The following is a 16,309-nucleotide window of genomic DNA, read 5'->3' as shown; positions in this document are numbered from 1 at the left end:
CGCCTTAAATGCAAGCAGAGATAATAACCATTGGAGATGAAATTCTTATTGGCCAGATAGTAGATACCAATTCTGCCTTTATTTCCAAAATATTGAACAAAAACGGCGTATCCGTGTATCAGATCACCTCGGTACAAGATGAGGCCACCCATATTTTACAGGCATTGGAAGATGCAAATCGAAGATCGCAAGTGGTAATTATTACTGGCGGACTTGGACCTACCAAAGATGATGTTACCAAGCATACCTTATGTACCTATTTTGGGGATACCCTTCAACAAGACCCTATGGTTTTGGCGCATATTGAAATGCTCTTTAAAAAGTACATTTCCACCCCTATCTCAGATATGAATCGCCAACAGGCCTTGGTTCCCACTAAGGCAACCATACTAAAGAACGATTTTGGAACTGCCCCAGGCATGTGGATGGAAAAAGCGGGAACGGTCTTTATTTCCCTTCCCGGGGTCCCGTTTGAGATGAAGGCGTTAATGCAGCACCACGTCATTCCTAAAATTATTGAAAAATTTGAACGCCCCTACATTATCCATAAGACCATAATGACATACGGGTTGGGTGAAAGTGCCATAGCGGAGCGTATAGAGGTTTGGGAAAACGCCTTGCCACAGGATATTAAACTGGCCTATTTGCCCAGTTTAGGAAGGGTACGATTGAGGCTTTCTGCGAAGGGAAGGGATAAAAATGATCTTCAAAGAAGAATCAATAATGAGGTAAAAAAGTTGTATCCGTTAATAGGGGAAATAATTTATGGGGAAGAAGGAGACGAAAGCATTGAAGCCCAAATCGCCAAGTTGTTGATTGATAAAAAACAAACTTTGGCCACGGCCGAAAGTTTTACGGGAGGTAAGATCGCACAACAGATAACCGCATTACCCGGTGCTTCCAAATATTTTAAAGGTTCCATGGTTGCCTATGCTACGGAAACCAAAATTAAAGTGTTGGGCATTCCTGTAGCTTTAATTGAGAAACATAGCGTGGTGAGTGAAGCTGTGGCCATTGCGATGGCAGAACGGGTAAGAATTTTATTGGACACTGATTTTGCTATCGCAACTACGGGAAACGCCGGTCCAAGCAAGGGAGATGCAGATACCCCCGTTGGCACGGTGTATATAGGCGTATGCACGCCATCAGGTAGCTTTGCGCAACAATTTGTGATGGGAAATCACCGGGAGCGCATTGTACAAAAGTCGGTCAACAAGGCATTTGAACTGCTACAAAAAGAAATTCTAAAATTTTGATGGTTATTTTTGTGCGTCTAATAGAAATAACTAAATTTGCAGCCTCAATAAAATCACTCAAAAGGTAGAGAGATGTCCAAAGTATGTGAAATTACAGGAAAAAAGGTAATGTTTGGAAACAACGTGTCCTTCTCCATCAACAAAACGAAGCGCAGATTCGATGTAAACATTTCCAAAAAGAAATTTTACATTCCTGAGGAAGACAAGTGGGTTACCCTTAATGTATCGTCCAAAGGGATTAAGGTAATCAACAAAAAAGGAATCTCTGAGGCGTTGAAAGATGCCAAAGCCAAAGGTTTTGTGAAATAATAGAATTTGTAGAAAATGGCAAAGAAAGGCAATAGGGTTCAGGTAATATTAGAGTGTACAGAGCATAAGACCTCTGGTATGCCAGGAACTTCAAGGTATATTACCACAAAAAACAAAAAGAATACGCCGGACAGGTTGGAAATCAAGAAATTCAATCCCATCCTTAAGCGTATGACCGTTCATAAAGAAATCAAATAATTTTCGCCCAGACGAAAGCAAAAAAATAAGCCATGGCAAAAAAGACCGTAGCAACCCTCCAAGGAAGTTCTAAAAGATTGACCAAAGCCATTAAGATGGTAAAATCCCCAAAGACTGGGGCATATACCTTTGTAGAGCAGGTAATGTCGCCAGAATTGGTAAACGATTGGTTATCCAAAAAGTAATTACATCTATTTATCAGATATAGGAAAGCCGCTGGAAAGCGGCTTTTTTTATGGAAGTAACTAAACTGACTTTCCTATCTTTGGATACTAACACGTAAATCACATGAGTGTTTTTAAAAGAATATTCTCAAAAGATAAAAAAGAGACCTTGGATAAAGGTCTGGAAAAATCCAAATCTACATTTTTTGGTAAATTAAGTAAGGCCGTTGCCGGGAAATCCAAGGTGGATGATGAGGTTTTAGATAACCTAGAAGAAGTCTTGGTCAGCTGTGATGTGGGCGTGGATACAACGCTAAAAATCATTGATCGTATTGAAGCCCGGGTTGCCAAGGACAAATATTTGGGAACAGATGAACTCAATCAAATCCTTCGGGAGGAGATTGCGGGGCTACTTTCAGAAACCCATTTGGGAGAAGATCGGGAAATATCCATCCCTACGGGAAAAAAACCCTATGTTATTATGGTTGTAGGGGTAAACGGTGTGGGAAAAACGACTACCATAGGTAAGCTTGCCAAACAATTTAAAAGCAAGGGGCTTAAAGTGGTGCTAGGGGCAGGTGACACCTTTAGGGCCGCTGCCATAGATCAGTTACAGGTTTGGGCAGAAAGGGTAGATGTACCTATTATAAAACAAAAAATGGGAAGTGACCCGGCATCCGTGGCTTTTGATACCTTAAACTTTGCCGTTGCAGATGATGCGGATGTGGTGCTTATTGATACGGCTGGCAGGTTACATAATAAGGTGAACTTAATGAACGAGCTTGCCAAAGTAAAGCGGGTAATGCAGAAGGTGGTTGCAGATGCCCCTCATGACGTCTTATTGGTGTTGGACGGCAGTACTGGCCAGAACGCTTTTGAACAGGCCAAACAATTTACCAAGGCTACGGATGTAACCTCCCTAGCGGTCACAAAATTGGATGGCACGGCCAAAGGCGGGGTGGTCATCGGAATTTCGGACCAGTTTCGGATACCTGTCAAATATATCGGCGTAGGTGAGGGAATTGATGACCTGCAGGTATTTAATAAATATGAATTTGTGGATTCCTTTTTTAAGCTTTAAATCAAATGAATGTCAACAAAGGGGTTGTCTGGAGTATTTTTTGGTTTCTCACAACTCCTTCCATTGCCCAAATCGTACATCCAAAAGCGAGCCCATCCTCACAAGTAGTCCAGGAAATAGGGCTTTCCAAAATTAAAATAGACTATTCTAGACCGTCTGCCAAAGGTAGAAAGGTAATGGGCGCATTGGTGCCGTACGGGCGTATATGGCGCGTTGGGGCTAATGAAAGTACTAAAATTACGATGGCTACGGATATTATGGTATTGGGTCATGTCCTCCCCAAGGGCACCTACGCACTCTATGCCTTCCCGCAAGAGAAAGAATGGGAAATAGCCTTCCATACCAATACGGGTCATTGGGGTGATGGTAGGACAGAATATTCCCCTGCGGAGGACGCCTTTCGCGTGAGCATAGAAGCGGAAAAGCTGCCTTACCACCAGGAAACTTTTTTAATTGCCTTCGACTCCATTACCCATAACAGCGCCAATTTAAATTTAGTGTGGGAGCGCACAAAAATCACTATTCCCATTACAGTGGATACCCGTGCAGCAATGGAAATGGAGATAGCAAAACAGCTTGCAGCCCACCCAACGGCACAGACCTATTATGAAGCCGGACGCTACCTCCAAGAACAGGGAATGGATTTAAGGCAGGCCTTGACTTATTTGCGGAAAGCTTTGGAACTGGGTGGAGATACCTACTATTTTCATCGGGTAAAAAGCTTGCTAGAGGCAGATTTGGGCAACTATGCGGATGCTATCCAATCTGCCCAAAAATCCCTGGAACTTGCCAATAGCTTAAAAAAAGACGAATTTGTACGAATGAACCAACAAAATATCTCTAGATGGCAGGGGTTGTTACCTAAAAAGTAGGTACGGTAAAGTGACCTTGGTAAGCCATGACAGGCAGAAAATAGTATTTTTAATGCGTACTAAAAGAAAGCTTATGAAAAACGTTTTTAGTTTCTTGGCATATAGTCTCCTTGCGGTGTTGATTTCCTTGAGCTCCTCCTGTAAAATGGACGGGCCAACCAAAGATTCCAACGTCAACTCGGAATCGCAGCTGCCAAATGCTGAATCCAAACAAATAAAACCGTTATGGGTGCCATATAACGATTCCCTGGAAGTGGCAGCCAACGCTGCACATGAAAAGCCAAGAATGCGTTATACATTCATACAGTCCAAGGTTCTAGATAAGAACAATGTTTTTAGACCATTATACAGCGAAGTTGCCCAATTCCCAGAGGAGGCTTACCATAGAATGAAACCTTTGGTATTGGAACAGGACATTCCTACCATTCAAGAGCATATTACGGCTGGAGCCTTTACCTATGAACAACTGGTGTTGTTTTACTTGTATCGTATCTACAGTTTTGAGCTGCCTAATGAAACCACCTTGAACACCATTATAGCACTGAACCCAAACATCTTGGAAGAGGCTCGTGGGTTGGATGCCAATGCAACGGAAAAACATCCCATTTATGGAATGCCCATTTTATTGAAGGACAACATTGGTGCCGCACCCATGAATACTACTGCCGGAGCGGTGGCGCTATTGGAAAATGAAACTGATGATGCCTTCATCGTAGAACGGTTAAGGGAAAAGGGAGCTTTAATCCTAGGGAAGGTAAACCTGAGTGAGTGGGCGAATTTTTTATGCGACTGTCCCAATGGACAAAGTGCTGTTGGTGGCCAAACCTTGAATCCTTATGGCAGGCGCTTGTTTGATACTGGTGGCTCCAGTGCGGGCAGCGGAACTTCCGTTGCCGCCAATTATGCAGTTGCCGCTGTTGGTACAGAGACATCAGGTTCTATTTTATCCCCATCCAGCCAGAATTCCATAGTGGGTATGAAGCCTACCATAGGGCTATTGAGCCGGACGGGTATTGTGCCAATTTCCAGCACCTTGGATACTCCCGGGCCCATGACCAAAAACGTAATTGATAATGGTATTTTATTGGATGCCATGCGTGGTTTTGACGAAAAGGATACAAAATCCGTTCAGGCCAATTGGGAAGGGCAATGGTACCTTTCCGATGCGGCATCGCTAAAAGGGAAGCGCTTTGGGGCTTTTAAAAATTATATGGAAAATGATAGCCTTTATAAGGCAACTATCGAACAGATTAGGGACGCTGGAGGTATCATTATCACTTTTGAACCACCAGAAGTGGATTTTAATGGCTTTTTATCTATTTTAAATATCGACATGAAAAACGATCTTCCACAATATTTGGAGGAACATGTAAAGAATAAAGATGGGGTGCAAGTAACCGATATAGAGGATTTAGTTGCTTTTAATCTGGCGGATAGTTTAGTTCGTATCCCGTATGGACAGGTTAGGTTTCAAGGTATTTTGAATGACTCCACAACGGCAACCGAGTTGGTATCGATTAAAAATAGGCTACAAAAAAATGGAAGATCTTACTTTAACAGCGCTTTTAACCAATACCAGTTGGATGCTGTTTTGTCCATTAACAATTATGATGCGGGAGCCGCCGCTGTAGCTGAATATCCCGCACTTACCATACCTATGGGTTACCGGCCCAGCGGAGAGCCTGTAGGTCTTACTTTTATTGCCAAGCAGTACCAGGAGGGCAAACTCTATGAAATGGGTGCGGCCTTTGAGGCCCTGACACAAGCTAGAAGGCTGCCAGAGGCTTATCTTAATTAATGTAAGCGTTTATATATTCCCATAATTGATTATCAAAACTGGAGGCTGCAGCCAATCCTTCACCGGAATCGTTGCCCATACGTACGATGACAATACCGTCACCTGGGCATACGTATAATTTTTGGTCGTTTTTGCCCAAGCCAGAATACATGTCGTTTGGGGCATTGGGAATCATGGAGCCGTTAAAAGGGATTTGGGTCTGTGGTAAACGGTAACCATCTTTTCCGTTTAACCACCATAAATAGCCGTAAGAAGGGTTAAGCTCCTGCGAGGTAGTCTTCATATCCCTAAAGTAATCTGTATCCGCCAAGATGGTATTACCGTTCCAAATACCTCCGTTTAGGTTAAGTAGACCAAATCTGGCCATACTACGGGCCGTTGAGAAAAAGACGTTATTTAAATCGTTTGTAGAGAACCAAAAACCGTCCATTCCAATCCTGTCCCGTAGATTGGTGTTAAAAAAGGCAGACCATTCTTGGGAGGCTGCGTTGGCAACCACATCCTGTAACAACGTATATGGAGCATTATGGTAAGACCATCTGGTTCCGGCATCGGCAACATAGGTAAGACATTCCGGGTCTTTACAATCGCCCTGCGTGTCATCCATGCCCGTTGTCATGTTCAGTTGGTGCTTTATGGTAATTAAATCTTCTTTTTCCGGGCTTAGGGAGGTCCAACCCGCGTCTAAATAGCTCGATGTGCTGTCATCAATATCCAAGAGATTTTCCTCTTGCGCCAAACCCACGGTAAAGGCCGTCAAGGTTTTACCGGCAGAGGCCCAATACCAACTTGTGTTTTGGGTGTGGTCATCAAAGTACCACTCCACGGCGATTTTTCCATCTTTTAAGATGATAAAAGCCTTGGTGTCATTTTGGTCTAAAAACTCCCTAAGATTTTCTTCTTGGGAACCGTCCCATCCCAAGGAAGCGGGACTGCTATTTTCCCATTCAGCAGATTCGTTTGGTGGAAAATAAAGGTTAGTTTCAGTTTGTTCTTCCTCTGGGTTTTGGTTATCATCTGTTTCTGATGAACAACCTAGACAAAAAAATAGAAAGCAAAACAGTATGGCATCGTAGGTTTTCATAATTAGGGTTTATTGAATTAATAAGTTTATTCTTTGCCAGAGTTCATCATCAAAACTTGATGGACCTAGATTAGTATCACTTGCATCGTTTCCCATTCTAACAATTACCATGTTCAAACTTGGAACGATATAAAGTTTTTGATCATTGCCTCCCAACCCAGCATACATATCATTGGGGGCACTTGGAATTAATTTACCGGGATACAATGCTTCAGAGTCCGGAATTCTGTAGGTGTCCTTACCATTTAACCAATACAGGTAACCGTATGATGGATTTAGTGGTTGCGAACTAGTGGTCATTTCATCAAAGTAATTGGTATCTGACAATATCGGAACGCCGTCCCAAATGCCCTTTGACAAATGTAAAAGGCCATATTTAGCCATACTTCTTGCGTTGCTGAAGTAAAAATTGCTAAATCCCAATTTTACAAATGAACCCTGCATGCCAATCTTTTCTTTTATTTTTTCGTTGAAATAGGTTTCAAAATCCGTTCCCACGGCATTGGTAATTATGTTTTCTAGCAGCGTAAACGCCCCTTGATGGTAAAACCAAAAGTCTCCAGGGCTGTTTAGATAATCAAAACATTCCCTATCGGTACAGAAATTGTTTTCCACGGTATAGTCCAACCCTGTGGTCATCGTTAGGTGGTTACGTATGCTAATAGCGTTTTCCTGTGCTGGCGATAGGGTAGACCAGCCATTCCCCAGGTAAGTGGAACTGGGTTCAGTGATCGATAGAAAAAGCTCTGCTTGAGCAATTCCTATAGTCATGGAAATGAGGGTTTTTCCTGCTGAATTCCAGGTTTGATTGCTATTGGCCGTAGTGGTGCCAAAGTAGTTTTCCATTGCGATTTTCCCATCTTTTAGGATAATAAAGGCCTTGGTGTCCTTTTCTTCTAGAAATTCCAGAAGTGGCTCCATGTTTTCCAAATTCCAACCCAAGGTTTCGGGGGCAATGGTTTCCCAGTCTTCAGTTCCTGTAGGTGGAAAATAAAGTTCGTTTTGCATTTCCTCCTCAGCAATTTCCTCAGTATCGTCAAAATCGGGATTTGACTCCGGAGTTGTACCTGAATCTTGGGTACTGCATGAAAACAATATAAAACCAACAGTACATAGCCATGGTAGCAAAATTCGGTTCATAAAACTGGCTTTAACGTTAGACTTGTTTGACTATGAATGGTTTAACGCAGAAATTAAAGAATTATGCAGTAAAATCGACCAATTGCAAACGGTGTTGTATTTTTGCCTTCCAGAAAAAAAATATGCGGACAAAATCACTTAAAAAAAACAAAATCAACGTAGTAACCTTGGGTTGCAGTAAGAATGTATACGATTCTGAGGTGTTGATGGGGCAATTAAGGGCCAATGACAAAGAGGTGGTTCATGAGGAGGAAGGTAACGTGGTAGTGATCAATACGTGTGGGTTTATTGCCAACGCCAAGGAAGAAAGCGTCAATACCATTTTAGAATATGTGCAAAAAAAGGAAGAAGGTAGTGTGGATAAGGTTTTTGTTACCGGATGTCTAAGTGAGCGATATAAACCAGATTTGCAGGCGGAAATCCCTGATGTGGACGCTTATTTTGGAACGAGTGACCTACCCAATTTATTAAAGGCCCTAGGGGCAGATTACAAACATGAATTAATTGGTGAGCGGCTAACGACCACTCCTAAAAACTACGCCTATCTTAAAATTGCAGAGGGCTGCGATAGGCCTTGTTCCTTTTGTGCCATACCCCTTATGCGTGGCAAGCACAGGAGCAAGCCTATGGAGGAATTGGTAGAAGAGGCAGAAAAATTGGCCGCCAAGGGAGTTAAGGAATTAATTTTAATAGCCCAAGACCTTACCTATTATGGCTTAGATCTCTACAAAAAGAGAAACTTAGCGGAATTGCTTACTAAGTTGGTAGCTGTTGATGGAATAGCTTGGATCAGGTTGCACTATGCCTTCCCTACCGGTTTTCCCATGGACGTTTTAGAGGTAATGAAGAAAGAGCCCAAGGTGTGCAATTATATTGATATCCCCTTACAACATATAGCCGACCCTATTTTAAAAAGTATGCGCAGGGGTACTACCAAGGCCAAAACCACCAAATTATTACAAGACTTTAGGACGGCTGTACCTCAAATGGCCATCAGAACCACCCTTATTGTGGGGTATCCAGGAGAAACTGAAGAAGATTTCCAGACGCTTAAAAATTGGGTAACGGAGATGCGATTTGAGCGTTTGGGATGTTTTACCTACAGCCATGAGGAAAATACCCATGCGTATCAGCTGGTGGATGATGTTCCGGAAGAAGTGAAGCAGCAGCGTGCCAATGAAATTATGGAAGTGCAGTCCCAGATATCATGGGAACTAAACCAAAAGCATATAGGACGTACCTACAGATGCATCATTGACAGAAAAGAAGGGAACTATTTTGTTGGCAGGACCGAATTTGACTCTCCGGACGTGGATAATGAGGTGCTGGTAGATGCTACCGAACACTATGTAAAAATTGGTGATTTTACGAATTTAAAGATTGTAGAGGCGGCAGATTTTGATTTATATGGCGTTCCTGTTTCGGTTTAAAAAATAGGCGCAAAGACCGATTGGTCCCTACGCCTAGTACCTCGTATTTTCATTAGGGCCAGTGCTAAGCTTAGGCTATGCGCCTTGTTCTTTCTCTGGTGACAACAGGGAGTAAACAACACCAGCCAAAATAGCACCTAATATTGGGGCTACCCAGAATAACCACAATTGGGGAATGGCCCAGGAGCCATCGGCAAAAAGGGCTTGACTGGTACTTCTAGCAGGATTAACGGAGGTATTGGTGACGGGTATGCTGATCAGGTGGATAAGTGCCAACGCGAGGCCAATGCTAAGCCCTGCCATATTTGCTGGAGCCTTGGAATGGGTGGCTCCAAGTATGACAAAAAGAAAAACAAAGGTGAGTACCAGTTCTATCACAAAAGCAGATACCATATTATAACCACCGGGGGAGTGCTCGCCAAAGCCATTGGCCGCAAAGCCACCCAGTTCAAAACCAGCTTTGCCACTAGCAACAATATAAATTAAGGCGGCACCTGCAATAGCGCCCATGAGTTGTGAAATGATGTAAGGGAATAGTTCCTTTTTATCAAACCTACCGGCCACTGCCAAGCCAATAGATACCGCAGGATTTAGGTGACATCCAGAAATATGCCCGATGGCATAGGCCATGGTAACTACCGTAAGGCCAAATGCCAAAGAAACCCCTACGAACCCAATGCCAAGTTCAGGAAATGCCGCTGCTAGTATGGCACTGCCGCAACCGCCAAAGACAAGCCATAATGTGCCAATAAATTCCGCAATAAATTTTTTCATGATGTTAAAGATTAGATGTTTATGAAGAATAAGACACATGTAATTTAATGGGGTCACTCTAAAAAAGCTGATGAAAGTCATTTTTCTGCATACTACACTTACCTAACTTTAGATTTAAGTAAGGGATGGCTATAGGATGGCCCTAACAATTAATTAATGGTTATGAAAGACAAGAAAAGTAGCAAGACATACACGGTGATAGTGTTGCGGGTATTGATTGGTTGGCATTTTTTGTACGAAGGCATCGTAAAACTGTATAACCCGGAATGGACGGCCTACGGTTATCTTGCCTCAGCACAGGGACCTTTTAAACCTGTTTTTAATTTAATGCTGGCAGATTCTGTAGTAAGTATGGTGGATGCCATGAACATGGCCGCATTAATTTTTGTTGGTGTTACCTTGTTATTGGGGGTTTTTGAACGTGCGGGAGCTCTTGTCGGTATTGGCTTATTGGCCCTATATTATCTAGCACATCCGCCTTTTCCAGGATTGGCCCAGATCAACGTGGAGGGAAATTATTGGTTTGTTAATAAGAACCTCATTGAAATGGTAGCATGTATGGTATTGCTGCAATTTCCTACGGGACATGTTTTTGGAATACAGGCCTTAACAAAATATCCACAGATTAAAAAGAAATTATCATGAATTGGACACGTAGGGATTTATTAAAAGGGTTGGGGGGATTACCAATCTTGGGAGCTGTCTGGTGGGCCGGTGCCGCCAAAACCGTAGGGCAAAGGAAGGAACGTTCTGAAATTTTAGAGACATTGGATATACAACCGTCATTACCCAACACTTTTCAGGGCATCGGTGGAACACCTATCCGTGTGGGCATCATCGGGTTTGGCATACGGGGGGAGCAGCTTTGCCGTGCCCTGGGTTTTGCCACCAAAGATTGGATTAAATCCATGGAATTGGAAGTTCAGGAAAATCCAAGCAATAAAGTGCTGGAAGATTTTTACAACCAAGAAAGATTAAATGTACACATGGCGGGGGTCTGCGATATTTTTGACTTTAGGGCAAACAAGGCCCTAGAATCTTTTGCCTCTGTAGATAATACAATTAGGCGGTACGCAGATTATAGCGAAATGATCCAAAGCGGTGAAATTGATGCTGTGGTCATTGCAACCCCTGATCATTGGCACGCCCCTATGGCCATTGAGGCCCTAAACCATGGGGTGCACGTCTACGTAGAAAAGCCTATGACACATAATGTGCAGGAGACCTATGATCTTAGGGATGCTGCCCTGAATTCGGATGCGGTTTTTGCCGTTGGGCACCAACACCGGCAAACCTTGAGCTTTAAAACTGCCGAGGATATCATCAAGAAAGGCACTTTGGGCCATATATCCTTGATACAGACAAGTACTAATAGAAATGATGATAATGGGGCCTGGAACTATGAGATTTTGAATCATGCCAATGAGAACAATATCAACTGGGAGCAGTTTTTGGGGAATGCTCCCAAGGTGCCGTTCAATGCCAACCATTTTTTTAGATGGCGTAAATGGTGGGCCTACGGCTCCGGTTTGTCCGGTGATCTACTGACCCATGATTACGACCGCTTAAATTGTGTGCTCAACATGGGCATACCGGCCTCGGTGATGGCTTCAGGTGGGGTTTACACCCATAATGATGGGCGTAATGTGCCAGACGTACTGCAGGTAAACATGGAATTCCCTGACTTTTATTTGGGAAGTTCACAACGAGACAAAAAAGAAAGGGGAATGACGTTTTGCTATAGCGCCACATTAGGTAATAGCTTTAATCGTCCAACCCTACTTATGGGTCATGATGCCAGCATGGAACTGGGCAACCGTCTGACCATTTGGCCAGATCAGGCCTCCTCCAAATACAAAACGCTTTTGGATACTGGTAAAATGAATCCACGTATACCGATCTACCAGTATGATCCGGCCATTAATCATCCAGATGCGGTATCATCGGCTACCTCCCAATATTTTGCGGACAAGGGCTTAATGTGGACCTATGTTAACGGTAAAAGGGTAGATTCTACCTTTTTACATATGCGGGAGTGGTTAGACACTATCAAGAATGGTGGCAAGGTGAGCTGTGGTATCAAGGAGGGATTTGAGGAGGCCATTTCGGCCCACATGGCAGGTATTTCATACAAATTGGGAAAAAAGATAGAATGGGACGCCAACAAACAAGCCCTTGAACCTATTGAAGGCGTCGATTTTGATGAGGTACTGCTATCCAATGAACCTCCCAGAAATGCATTTATTGAGGTGGCTTAGCGGGGCATTGGTGTGTCAAATACGCTTAAAACTTGCTTTTAAAGGTGACGGTGTAACCTTATTTCCGGCCTAGCTCCAGTTGATATAATTCGCGTCCTAGCTGGGCCAAAAATGGAATGCCGATGTCATCGTACTCATACTTGTCGTCATTAAAGACACCATCTTTGTTTACAAGAATCGTGGCGGTGAGCATAAACTCAACACCATATTTTTCATCTTTAATGTAGGCACAGTCTGTTAGCGTTCCATAGGCATAACCTACCTTGTTGTAAATTTTAATATGTTCTGGAATGTTATTTTTGGTGTCACCATACATAAAGAATTTACCATAGCCATCATAGTATTCCTGTCCGTCATAACCTGTGTTTCTTGGTAAGGTATGCATAGCATCCAAAAGGAAGTCTTTCTGGTGCTCACTTAGGTTAAATTGTTCGCTTTCTGGGAATTTCCCCGGGAAAATAACCCGTTTTAATAACTCATGCTGTGCACTAATGGGAAAGTAATTTTTTAGGCTAAAGTCAAAGGGTTCCTCATAAAGGGAGTCACCGGCATAAAATCCTATCCCTTTTCTTACCTTTTGCAATGATAGGGGAGTGGTTTCTTGGTTGATAATGGCCTTAGAGGTAGTTGTGGTGCTGTCGTTCACATAGATAACCAGCGGTTTTGTGGTAGGGTTGTCAGCGTTATCCGTGGAAAGCCTATGGCTAACCCGTATGGGGGCAACCCTCCTATTTTTCATTCTGCGGTTAAGGTCGTCCTGGCCTAAAAATTCTACCAATCTGTTGTTGGCAGCGTTGTCGCTCACCGCAAAAATTTCTTGAATTGCCCTCCCAAAGCTTGTTTTAACAGAATCGCCAGCAATGAAAAACTCTGTATGTATCGTAAGTGAATCCACTTCGTTCAGTTTTTCCAAGGCGGCAACGGCAGCGGGAAATTTTACAGTGCTGGCCGGGTAAAAATAGGTGCTGTCGTTTACCTGAAAATCATAGGTGGTAAACGCTACGCTATCATGTTGCCTGTGAATTTGGGTATAGCGAATTTGCACCTCATAATCCGCAACACTGTCCATTACCCTCCTTATATTCTCGTGGCTAGAGGCCAAGGCTTGGTCCAAAAGGTTTTTTTCCATGGATTTGCCACATCCAAATAAAACTAAACAACAAAGTAGGTAGCGGATAGGTTGTGATTGCATAGGGTTGGATTTATGGGATAAAATACGTTCTATTTTAATTGTTTTGCTGCTAATGTGGGGATTGGTACTTTACTCATCCTCATAAACTTCGCCCCTATGGGGTTTAAGGTCGTCACGTGCCTGAATCATCTCAAATTCCGCCACCACCATATAGGTGATACTGTGCATATCACTTATGTCAAGGTGTCCGGTAATATCATACTTCAATTCTTCATTGGCAATGTATTCCTGTAAATGAATATCATAGTGGGCCGCAGTTTTTGCCGCTGCTGGTCCCTTAAAGTCCCAAATCAATTTTATCTTTCTTTCCAATACCTTGTTCATAGGATAGACTTTTGTTACTGTTCCTAGGTGACTAAATTAACAAACAAGAGGGATTATCCATCAACAACCATCATCAAAGTGTTAATCAATTGTTGTAGCGGTTGTCCAAGAAAACGTAATTGTTATTTTTGTGCGATGCAATTGAGAAGCGTAACGCGGGTAATTCCCTTGCTATTGGGCCTAGTGCTTTTTATTTGGAGCTGTGACTCTTTTATAAAGGATGTTAAAGAGGTTGCGCCATTGGCAAGGGTAGGCGAGGCTTACCTATACCCGGATGAGCTAAAACCCTATTTGGCCGACGGATTGTCCCCTCAGGACAGTGCCGCCTTTACCGTTAACTTTATCAACAATTGGGCTTCAAAACAACTACTTCTGTCCAAATCAAAAATCAACTTACCGGAAGATAAGTTGAGAAAGTTTGATCAATTGGTAGAAGATTACCGCACAGAATTGTATACAAGGGCATATTTGGAAGCTTTGGTCCTTGCTGCTAATGATACAGCAATGACAACCACCGAGCTGCGCAGGTTTTATGACGACAATAAAGATAATTTTAAACTTAACGAGAAACTGGTGCAACTTCGCTTTGTGGTGCTGCCAAATCAGTTTTTGAATAAAAATGAAATTGTACAAAGACTGCGCAACCTTAAGGAGGAGGATAGAAGTTATTTGGATTCCATAGCAGTACAGTTTAAGAAAATCCATTTAAAGGATTCCGCATGGGTAAGTGCCAAAGAATTGATGTTGGAGGCACCAGCTATAACGCAAAGCAACCAAGACCGTTATCTTAAGAAATCACAATTTTTTGAATTGCAGGACTCTTTAGGGGTATATTTGGGCAAAGTACATAACGTTCTTGAGGTAAATGACATTGCTCCATTTGACTATAGCCTGCCAGAAATCAAACGCATCATAATTAACAGCCGAAGACTTTCCTACATTAAAAAGTTGGAAACGGAAATTATTGACGAAGCCATAAAATCTAACGAATTTGAAATTTATGAAGAGAGGTAAAAGAGGGATGTTACTTTTTGCGAGTTTCATGACAATAAGTATTGCGGCCCAAGAAGCGCAGTCCAATATACAGAATGAAGAAACAGCGCAGGTAGCGGTGATGGATACCACCGCTAAAAAAGAAAGGGTTAAAATTGATGGCATTGCCGCAGTTATCGGGGATTATGTAATCCTAGATTCTGATATCGATAAAACGCTTATCGATATCAAATCACAAGGCGGCGCCACCGAGGATATCACAAACTGCCAAATTTTAGGAAAACTTATGGAAGATAGGCTTTACGCCCACCAAGCGGTACAAGACAGTTTGTTGGTGTCTGATGATCAGGTGAATGCCACTAGTGACGGTCAGATCCAACAATTGGCGGGCCGGATAGGCAGTATTGAAAAAATGTTGAAATATTACAAAAAGCCAGATTTGGAAAGTTTTAAAGCAGAACTTTTTGAAATTAACAAGTTACAAATGCTCTCCCAAAAAATGCAAGCTAAAATCGTGGAGGAAATACAGGTGACACCAGAAGAGGTGCGCCAGTTTTTTTATAATATCCCAGAGGAAGAACGCCCCGTGTTTGGCGCCGAGCTAGAGATTTCACAAATAGTTAAATCGCCACAGCCCACGGAAGAGGAGAAGCAAAAAGTAATAGACCGTTTAAATGGTATAAAACAAGATGTAGAAGAAGATGGTGCAAGTTTTAACGTTAAGGCCATATTGTACTCACAGGATCCAGGTTCAAAACCACGTGGGGGCCTGTATACGGGGGTTACCAAAAACAGTGGATATGTAAAAGAGTTTAAGGACGTTGCCTTTAGTCTCCGTGAAGGGGAAGTGTCAGAACCATTTGAGACTATGTTTGGCTACCACCTCATGAAAGTGGAAAAAATTAGGGGGCAGGAAGTGGATTTGCGACATATCCTGATGATTCCAGAAGTTTCTGAGGAAGCGATGTTAAAAGCATCCCAGGAATTGGATACCATTAGAAAACATATTATGGAAGGTAAGTATACCTTTGCGGATGCTGCCCTAAATTTCTCTGATGAAAAAGAAACAAAGTTTGATGGCGGACTTTTACGTAATCCGGTAAATTTTGACTCCAAGTTTGAGCTGACCAATATGGACCCAACCTTATATAACCAAGTTAGGGAACTCAAGGACGGTGAAATCTCCAGACCAGTAAAAGAGGAAGACCCAAGGGGCGGACCACCAAAATTTAAAATCATGCAGATTACCAATCGCTATGACGAACATAAGGCAGATTTTGCACGTGATTATATTAAAATCCAAGAGTTGGCCTTACGTGACAAGCAATTCAAGGCCATCCAAAAATGGATGAAGGAAAAGATAGCGGATGTTTACATCCAAGTAAGCAATGAAAATAAGGATTGCAATTTTGCAAATAATTGGGTAAAGAATTAAA

17 protein-coding genes are annotated in these 16,309 nt (G+C 42.6%); 12 read left to right on the top strand and 5 right to left on the bottom strand.

Annotated features, from left to right (window positions below; genetic code table 11):
* Positions 1 to 8 precede the first annotated feature (8 nt).
* From I595_RS09495 to I595_RS09470, 7 genes are all read left to right on the top strand, one after another.
* Entirely contained in the window at positions 9 to 1,256 is a 1,248-nt protein-coding gene (locus I595_RS09495; protein ID WP_054559196.1) for a competence/damage-inducible protein A, read from the top strand.
* 72 nt (positions 1,257 to 1,328) lie between these two features.
* Positions 1,329 to 1,565: a 50S ribosomal protein L28 gene (gene rpmB / locus I595_RS09490; protein ID WP_054559195.1), complete on the top strand. Its 237-nt coding sequence runs from the start codon at positions 1,329 to 1,331 to the stop codon at positions 1,563 to 1,565.
* A gap of 15 nt (positions 1,566 to 1,580) precedes the next feature.
* On the top strand, positions 1,581 to 1,763 hold the full coding sequence (gene rpmG / locus I595_RS09485) for a 50S ribosomal protein L33 (RefSeq protein WP_054559194.1): 183 nt from the start codon (positions 1,581 to 1,583) through the stop codon (positions 1,761 to 1,763).
* 32 nt (positions 1,764 to 1,795) lie between these two features.
* Complete coding sequence (locus I595_RS17140; RefSeq protein ID WP_083467561.1) at positions 1,796 to 1,948, top strand: DUF4295 domain-containing protein; 153 nt, start codon at positions 1,796 to 1,798, stop codon at positions 1,946 to 1,948.
* A gap of 103 nt (positions 1,949 to 2,051) precedes the next feature.
* Positions 2,052 to 3,008, top strand: coding sequence for a signal recognition particle-docking protein FtsY (ftsY, locus tag I595_RS09480; protein ID WP_054559193.1), 957 nt, complete (start codon positions 2,052 to 2,054; stop codon positions 3,006 to 3,008).
* A gap of 5 nt (positions 3,009 to 3,013) precedes the next feature.
* The gene (locus tag I595_RS09475) at positions 3,014 to 3,880 is read left to right on the top strand and encodes a DUF2911 domain-containing protein (RefSeq protein ID WP_054559192.1); all 867 of its coding nucleotides are present in this window, start codon (positions 3,014 to 3,016) and stop codon (positions 3,878 to 3,880) included.
* 73 nt (positions 3,881 to 3,953) lie between these two features.
* The gene (locus I595_RS09470; RefSeq protein ID WP_083467560.1) at positions 3,954 to 5,678 is read left to right on the top strand and encodes an amidase family protein; all 1,725 of its coding nucleotides are present in this window, start codon (positions 3,954 to 3,956) and stop codon (positions 5,676 to 5,678) included.
* Here I595_RS09470 and I595_RS09465 read toward each other — a convergent pair.
* Together I595_RS09465 and I595_RS09460 are read right to left on the bottom strand one after the other, a co-directional pair.
* Complete coding sequence (locus I595_RS09465; RefSeq protein ID WP_054559191.1) at positions 5,671 to 6,762, bottom strand: serine hydrolase domain-containing protein; 1,092 nt, start codon at positions 6,760 to 6,762, stop codon at positions 5,671 to 5,673. The two genes, I595_RS09470 and I595_RS09465, sit on opposite strands and share 8 nt — an antisense overlap.
* A gap of 9 nt (positions 6,763 to 6,771) precedes the next feature.
* Positions 6,772 to 7,902: a serine hydrolase domain-containing protein gene (locus tag I595_RS09460; RefSeq protein WP_083467559.1), complete on the bottom strand. Its 1,131-nt coding sequence runs from the start codon at positions 7,900 to 7,902 to the stop codon at positions 6,772 to 6,774.
* Between the two features lie 122 nt (positions 7,903 to 8,024).
* Here I595_RS09460 and rimO point away from each other — a divergent pair, with 122 nt between their 5' ends.
* Positions 8,025 to 9,332, top strand: a complete 1,308-nt coding sequence (gene rimO, locus I595_RS09455) for a 30S ribosomal protein S12 methylthiotransferase RimO (protein ID WP_054559436.1) — start codon at positions 8,025 to 8,027, stop codon at positions 9,330 to 9,332.
* Positions 9,333 to 9,407: 75 nt separating this feature from the next.
* Here the strand turns inward: rimO and aqpZ are convergent, their stop codons facing one another.
* Complete coding sequence (aqpZ, locus tag I595_RS09450; RefSeq protein ID WP_054559189.1) at positions 9,408 to 10,106, bottom strand: aquaporin Z; 699 nt, start codon at positions 10,104 to 10,106, stop codon at positions 9,408 to 9,410.
* 162 nt (positions 10,107 to 10,268) lie between these two features.
* Between aqpZ and I595_RS09445 the strand changes: the two genes are divergently transcribed.
* Together I595_RS09445 and I595_RS09440 are read left to right on the top strand one after the other, a co-directional pair.
* Entirely contained in the window at positions 10,269 to 10,751 is a 483-nt protein-coding gene (locus I595_RS09445) for a DoxX family protein (RefSeq protein ID WP_054559188.1), read from the top strand.
* Positions 10,748 to 12,364 (top strand): Gfo/Idh/MocA family protein, encoded by a 1,617-nt coding sequence (locus I595_RS09440; protein ID WP_054559187.1) that lies wholly within the window; start codon positions 10,748 to 10,750, stop codon positions 12,362 to 12,364. Before I595_RS09445 ends, I595_RS09440 begins: the two co-directional genes overlap by 4 nt.
* A 58-nt stretch (positions 12,365 to 12,422) precedes the next feature.
* On the opposite strand, the gene I595_RS09435 is transcribed toward I595_RS09440, so the two are convergent.
* On the bottom strand, positions 12,423 to 13,493 hold the full coding sequence (locus I595_RS09435; protein ID WP_245628261.1) for a serine hydrolase: 1,071 nt from the start codon (positions 13,491 to 13,493) through the stop codon (positions 12,423 to 12,425).
* A gap of 132 nt (positions 13,494 to 13,625) precedes the next feature.
* Positions 13,626 to 13,868, bottom strand: a complete 243-nt coding sequence (locus tag I595_RS09430; RefSeq protein WP_054559435.1) for a hypothetical protein — start codon at positions 13,866 to 13,868, stop codon at positions 13,626 to 13,628.
* A 147-nt stretch (positions 13,869 to 14,015) separates the two neighbouring features.
* Here I595_RS09430 and I595_RS09425 point away from each other — a divergent pair, with 147 nt between their 5' ends.
* Together I595_RS09425 and I595_RS09420 are read left to right on the top strand one after the other, a co-directional pair.
* Positions 14,016 to 14,894: a hypothetical protein gene (locus I595_RS09425; RefSeq protein ID WP_054559185.1), complete on the top strand. Its 879-nt coding sequence runs from the start codon at positions 14,016 to 14,018 to the stop codon at positions 14,892 to 14,894.
* Positions 14,881 to 16,308, top strand: a complete 1,428-nt coding sequence (locus I595_RS09420; RefSeq protein WP_054559184.1) for a peptidylprolyl isomerase — start codon at positions 14,881 to 14,883, stop codon at positions 16,306 to 16,308. Before I595_RS09425 ends, I595_RS09420 begins: the two co-directional genes overlap by 14 nt.
* Position 16,309: the final 1 nt, after the last annotated feature.

It is taken from the genome of Croceitalea dokdonensis DOKDO 023, from assembly GCF_001306415.1.
Classification (GTDB): Bacteria; Bacteroidota; Bacteroidia; order Flavobacteriales; family Flavobacteriaceae; genus Croceitalea; species Croceitalea dokdonensis.
The sequence above is the reverse complement of the archived record's forward strand: the minus strand, read 5'-3'. Positions and strand labels throughout refer to the sequence as shown.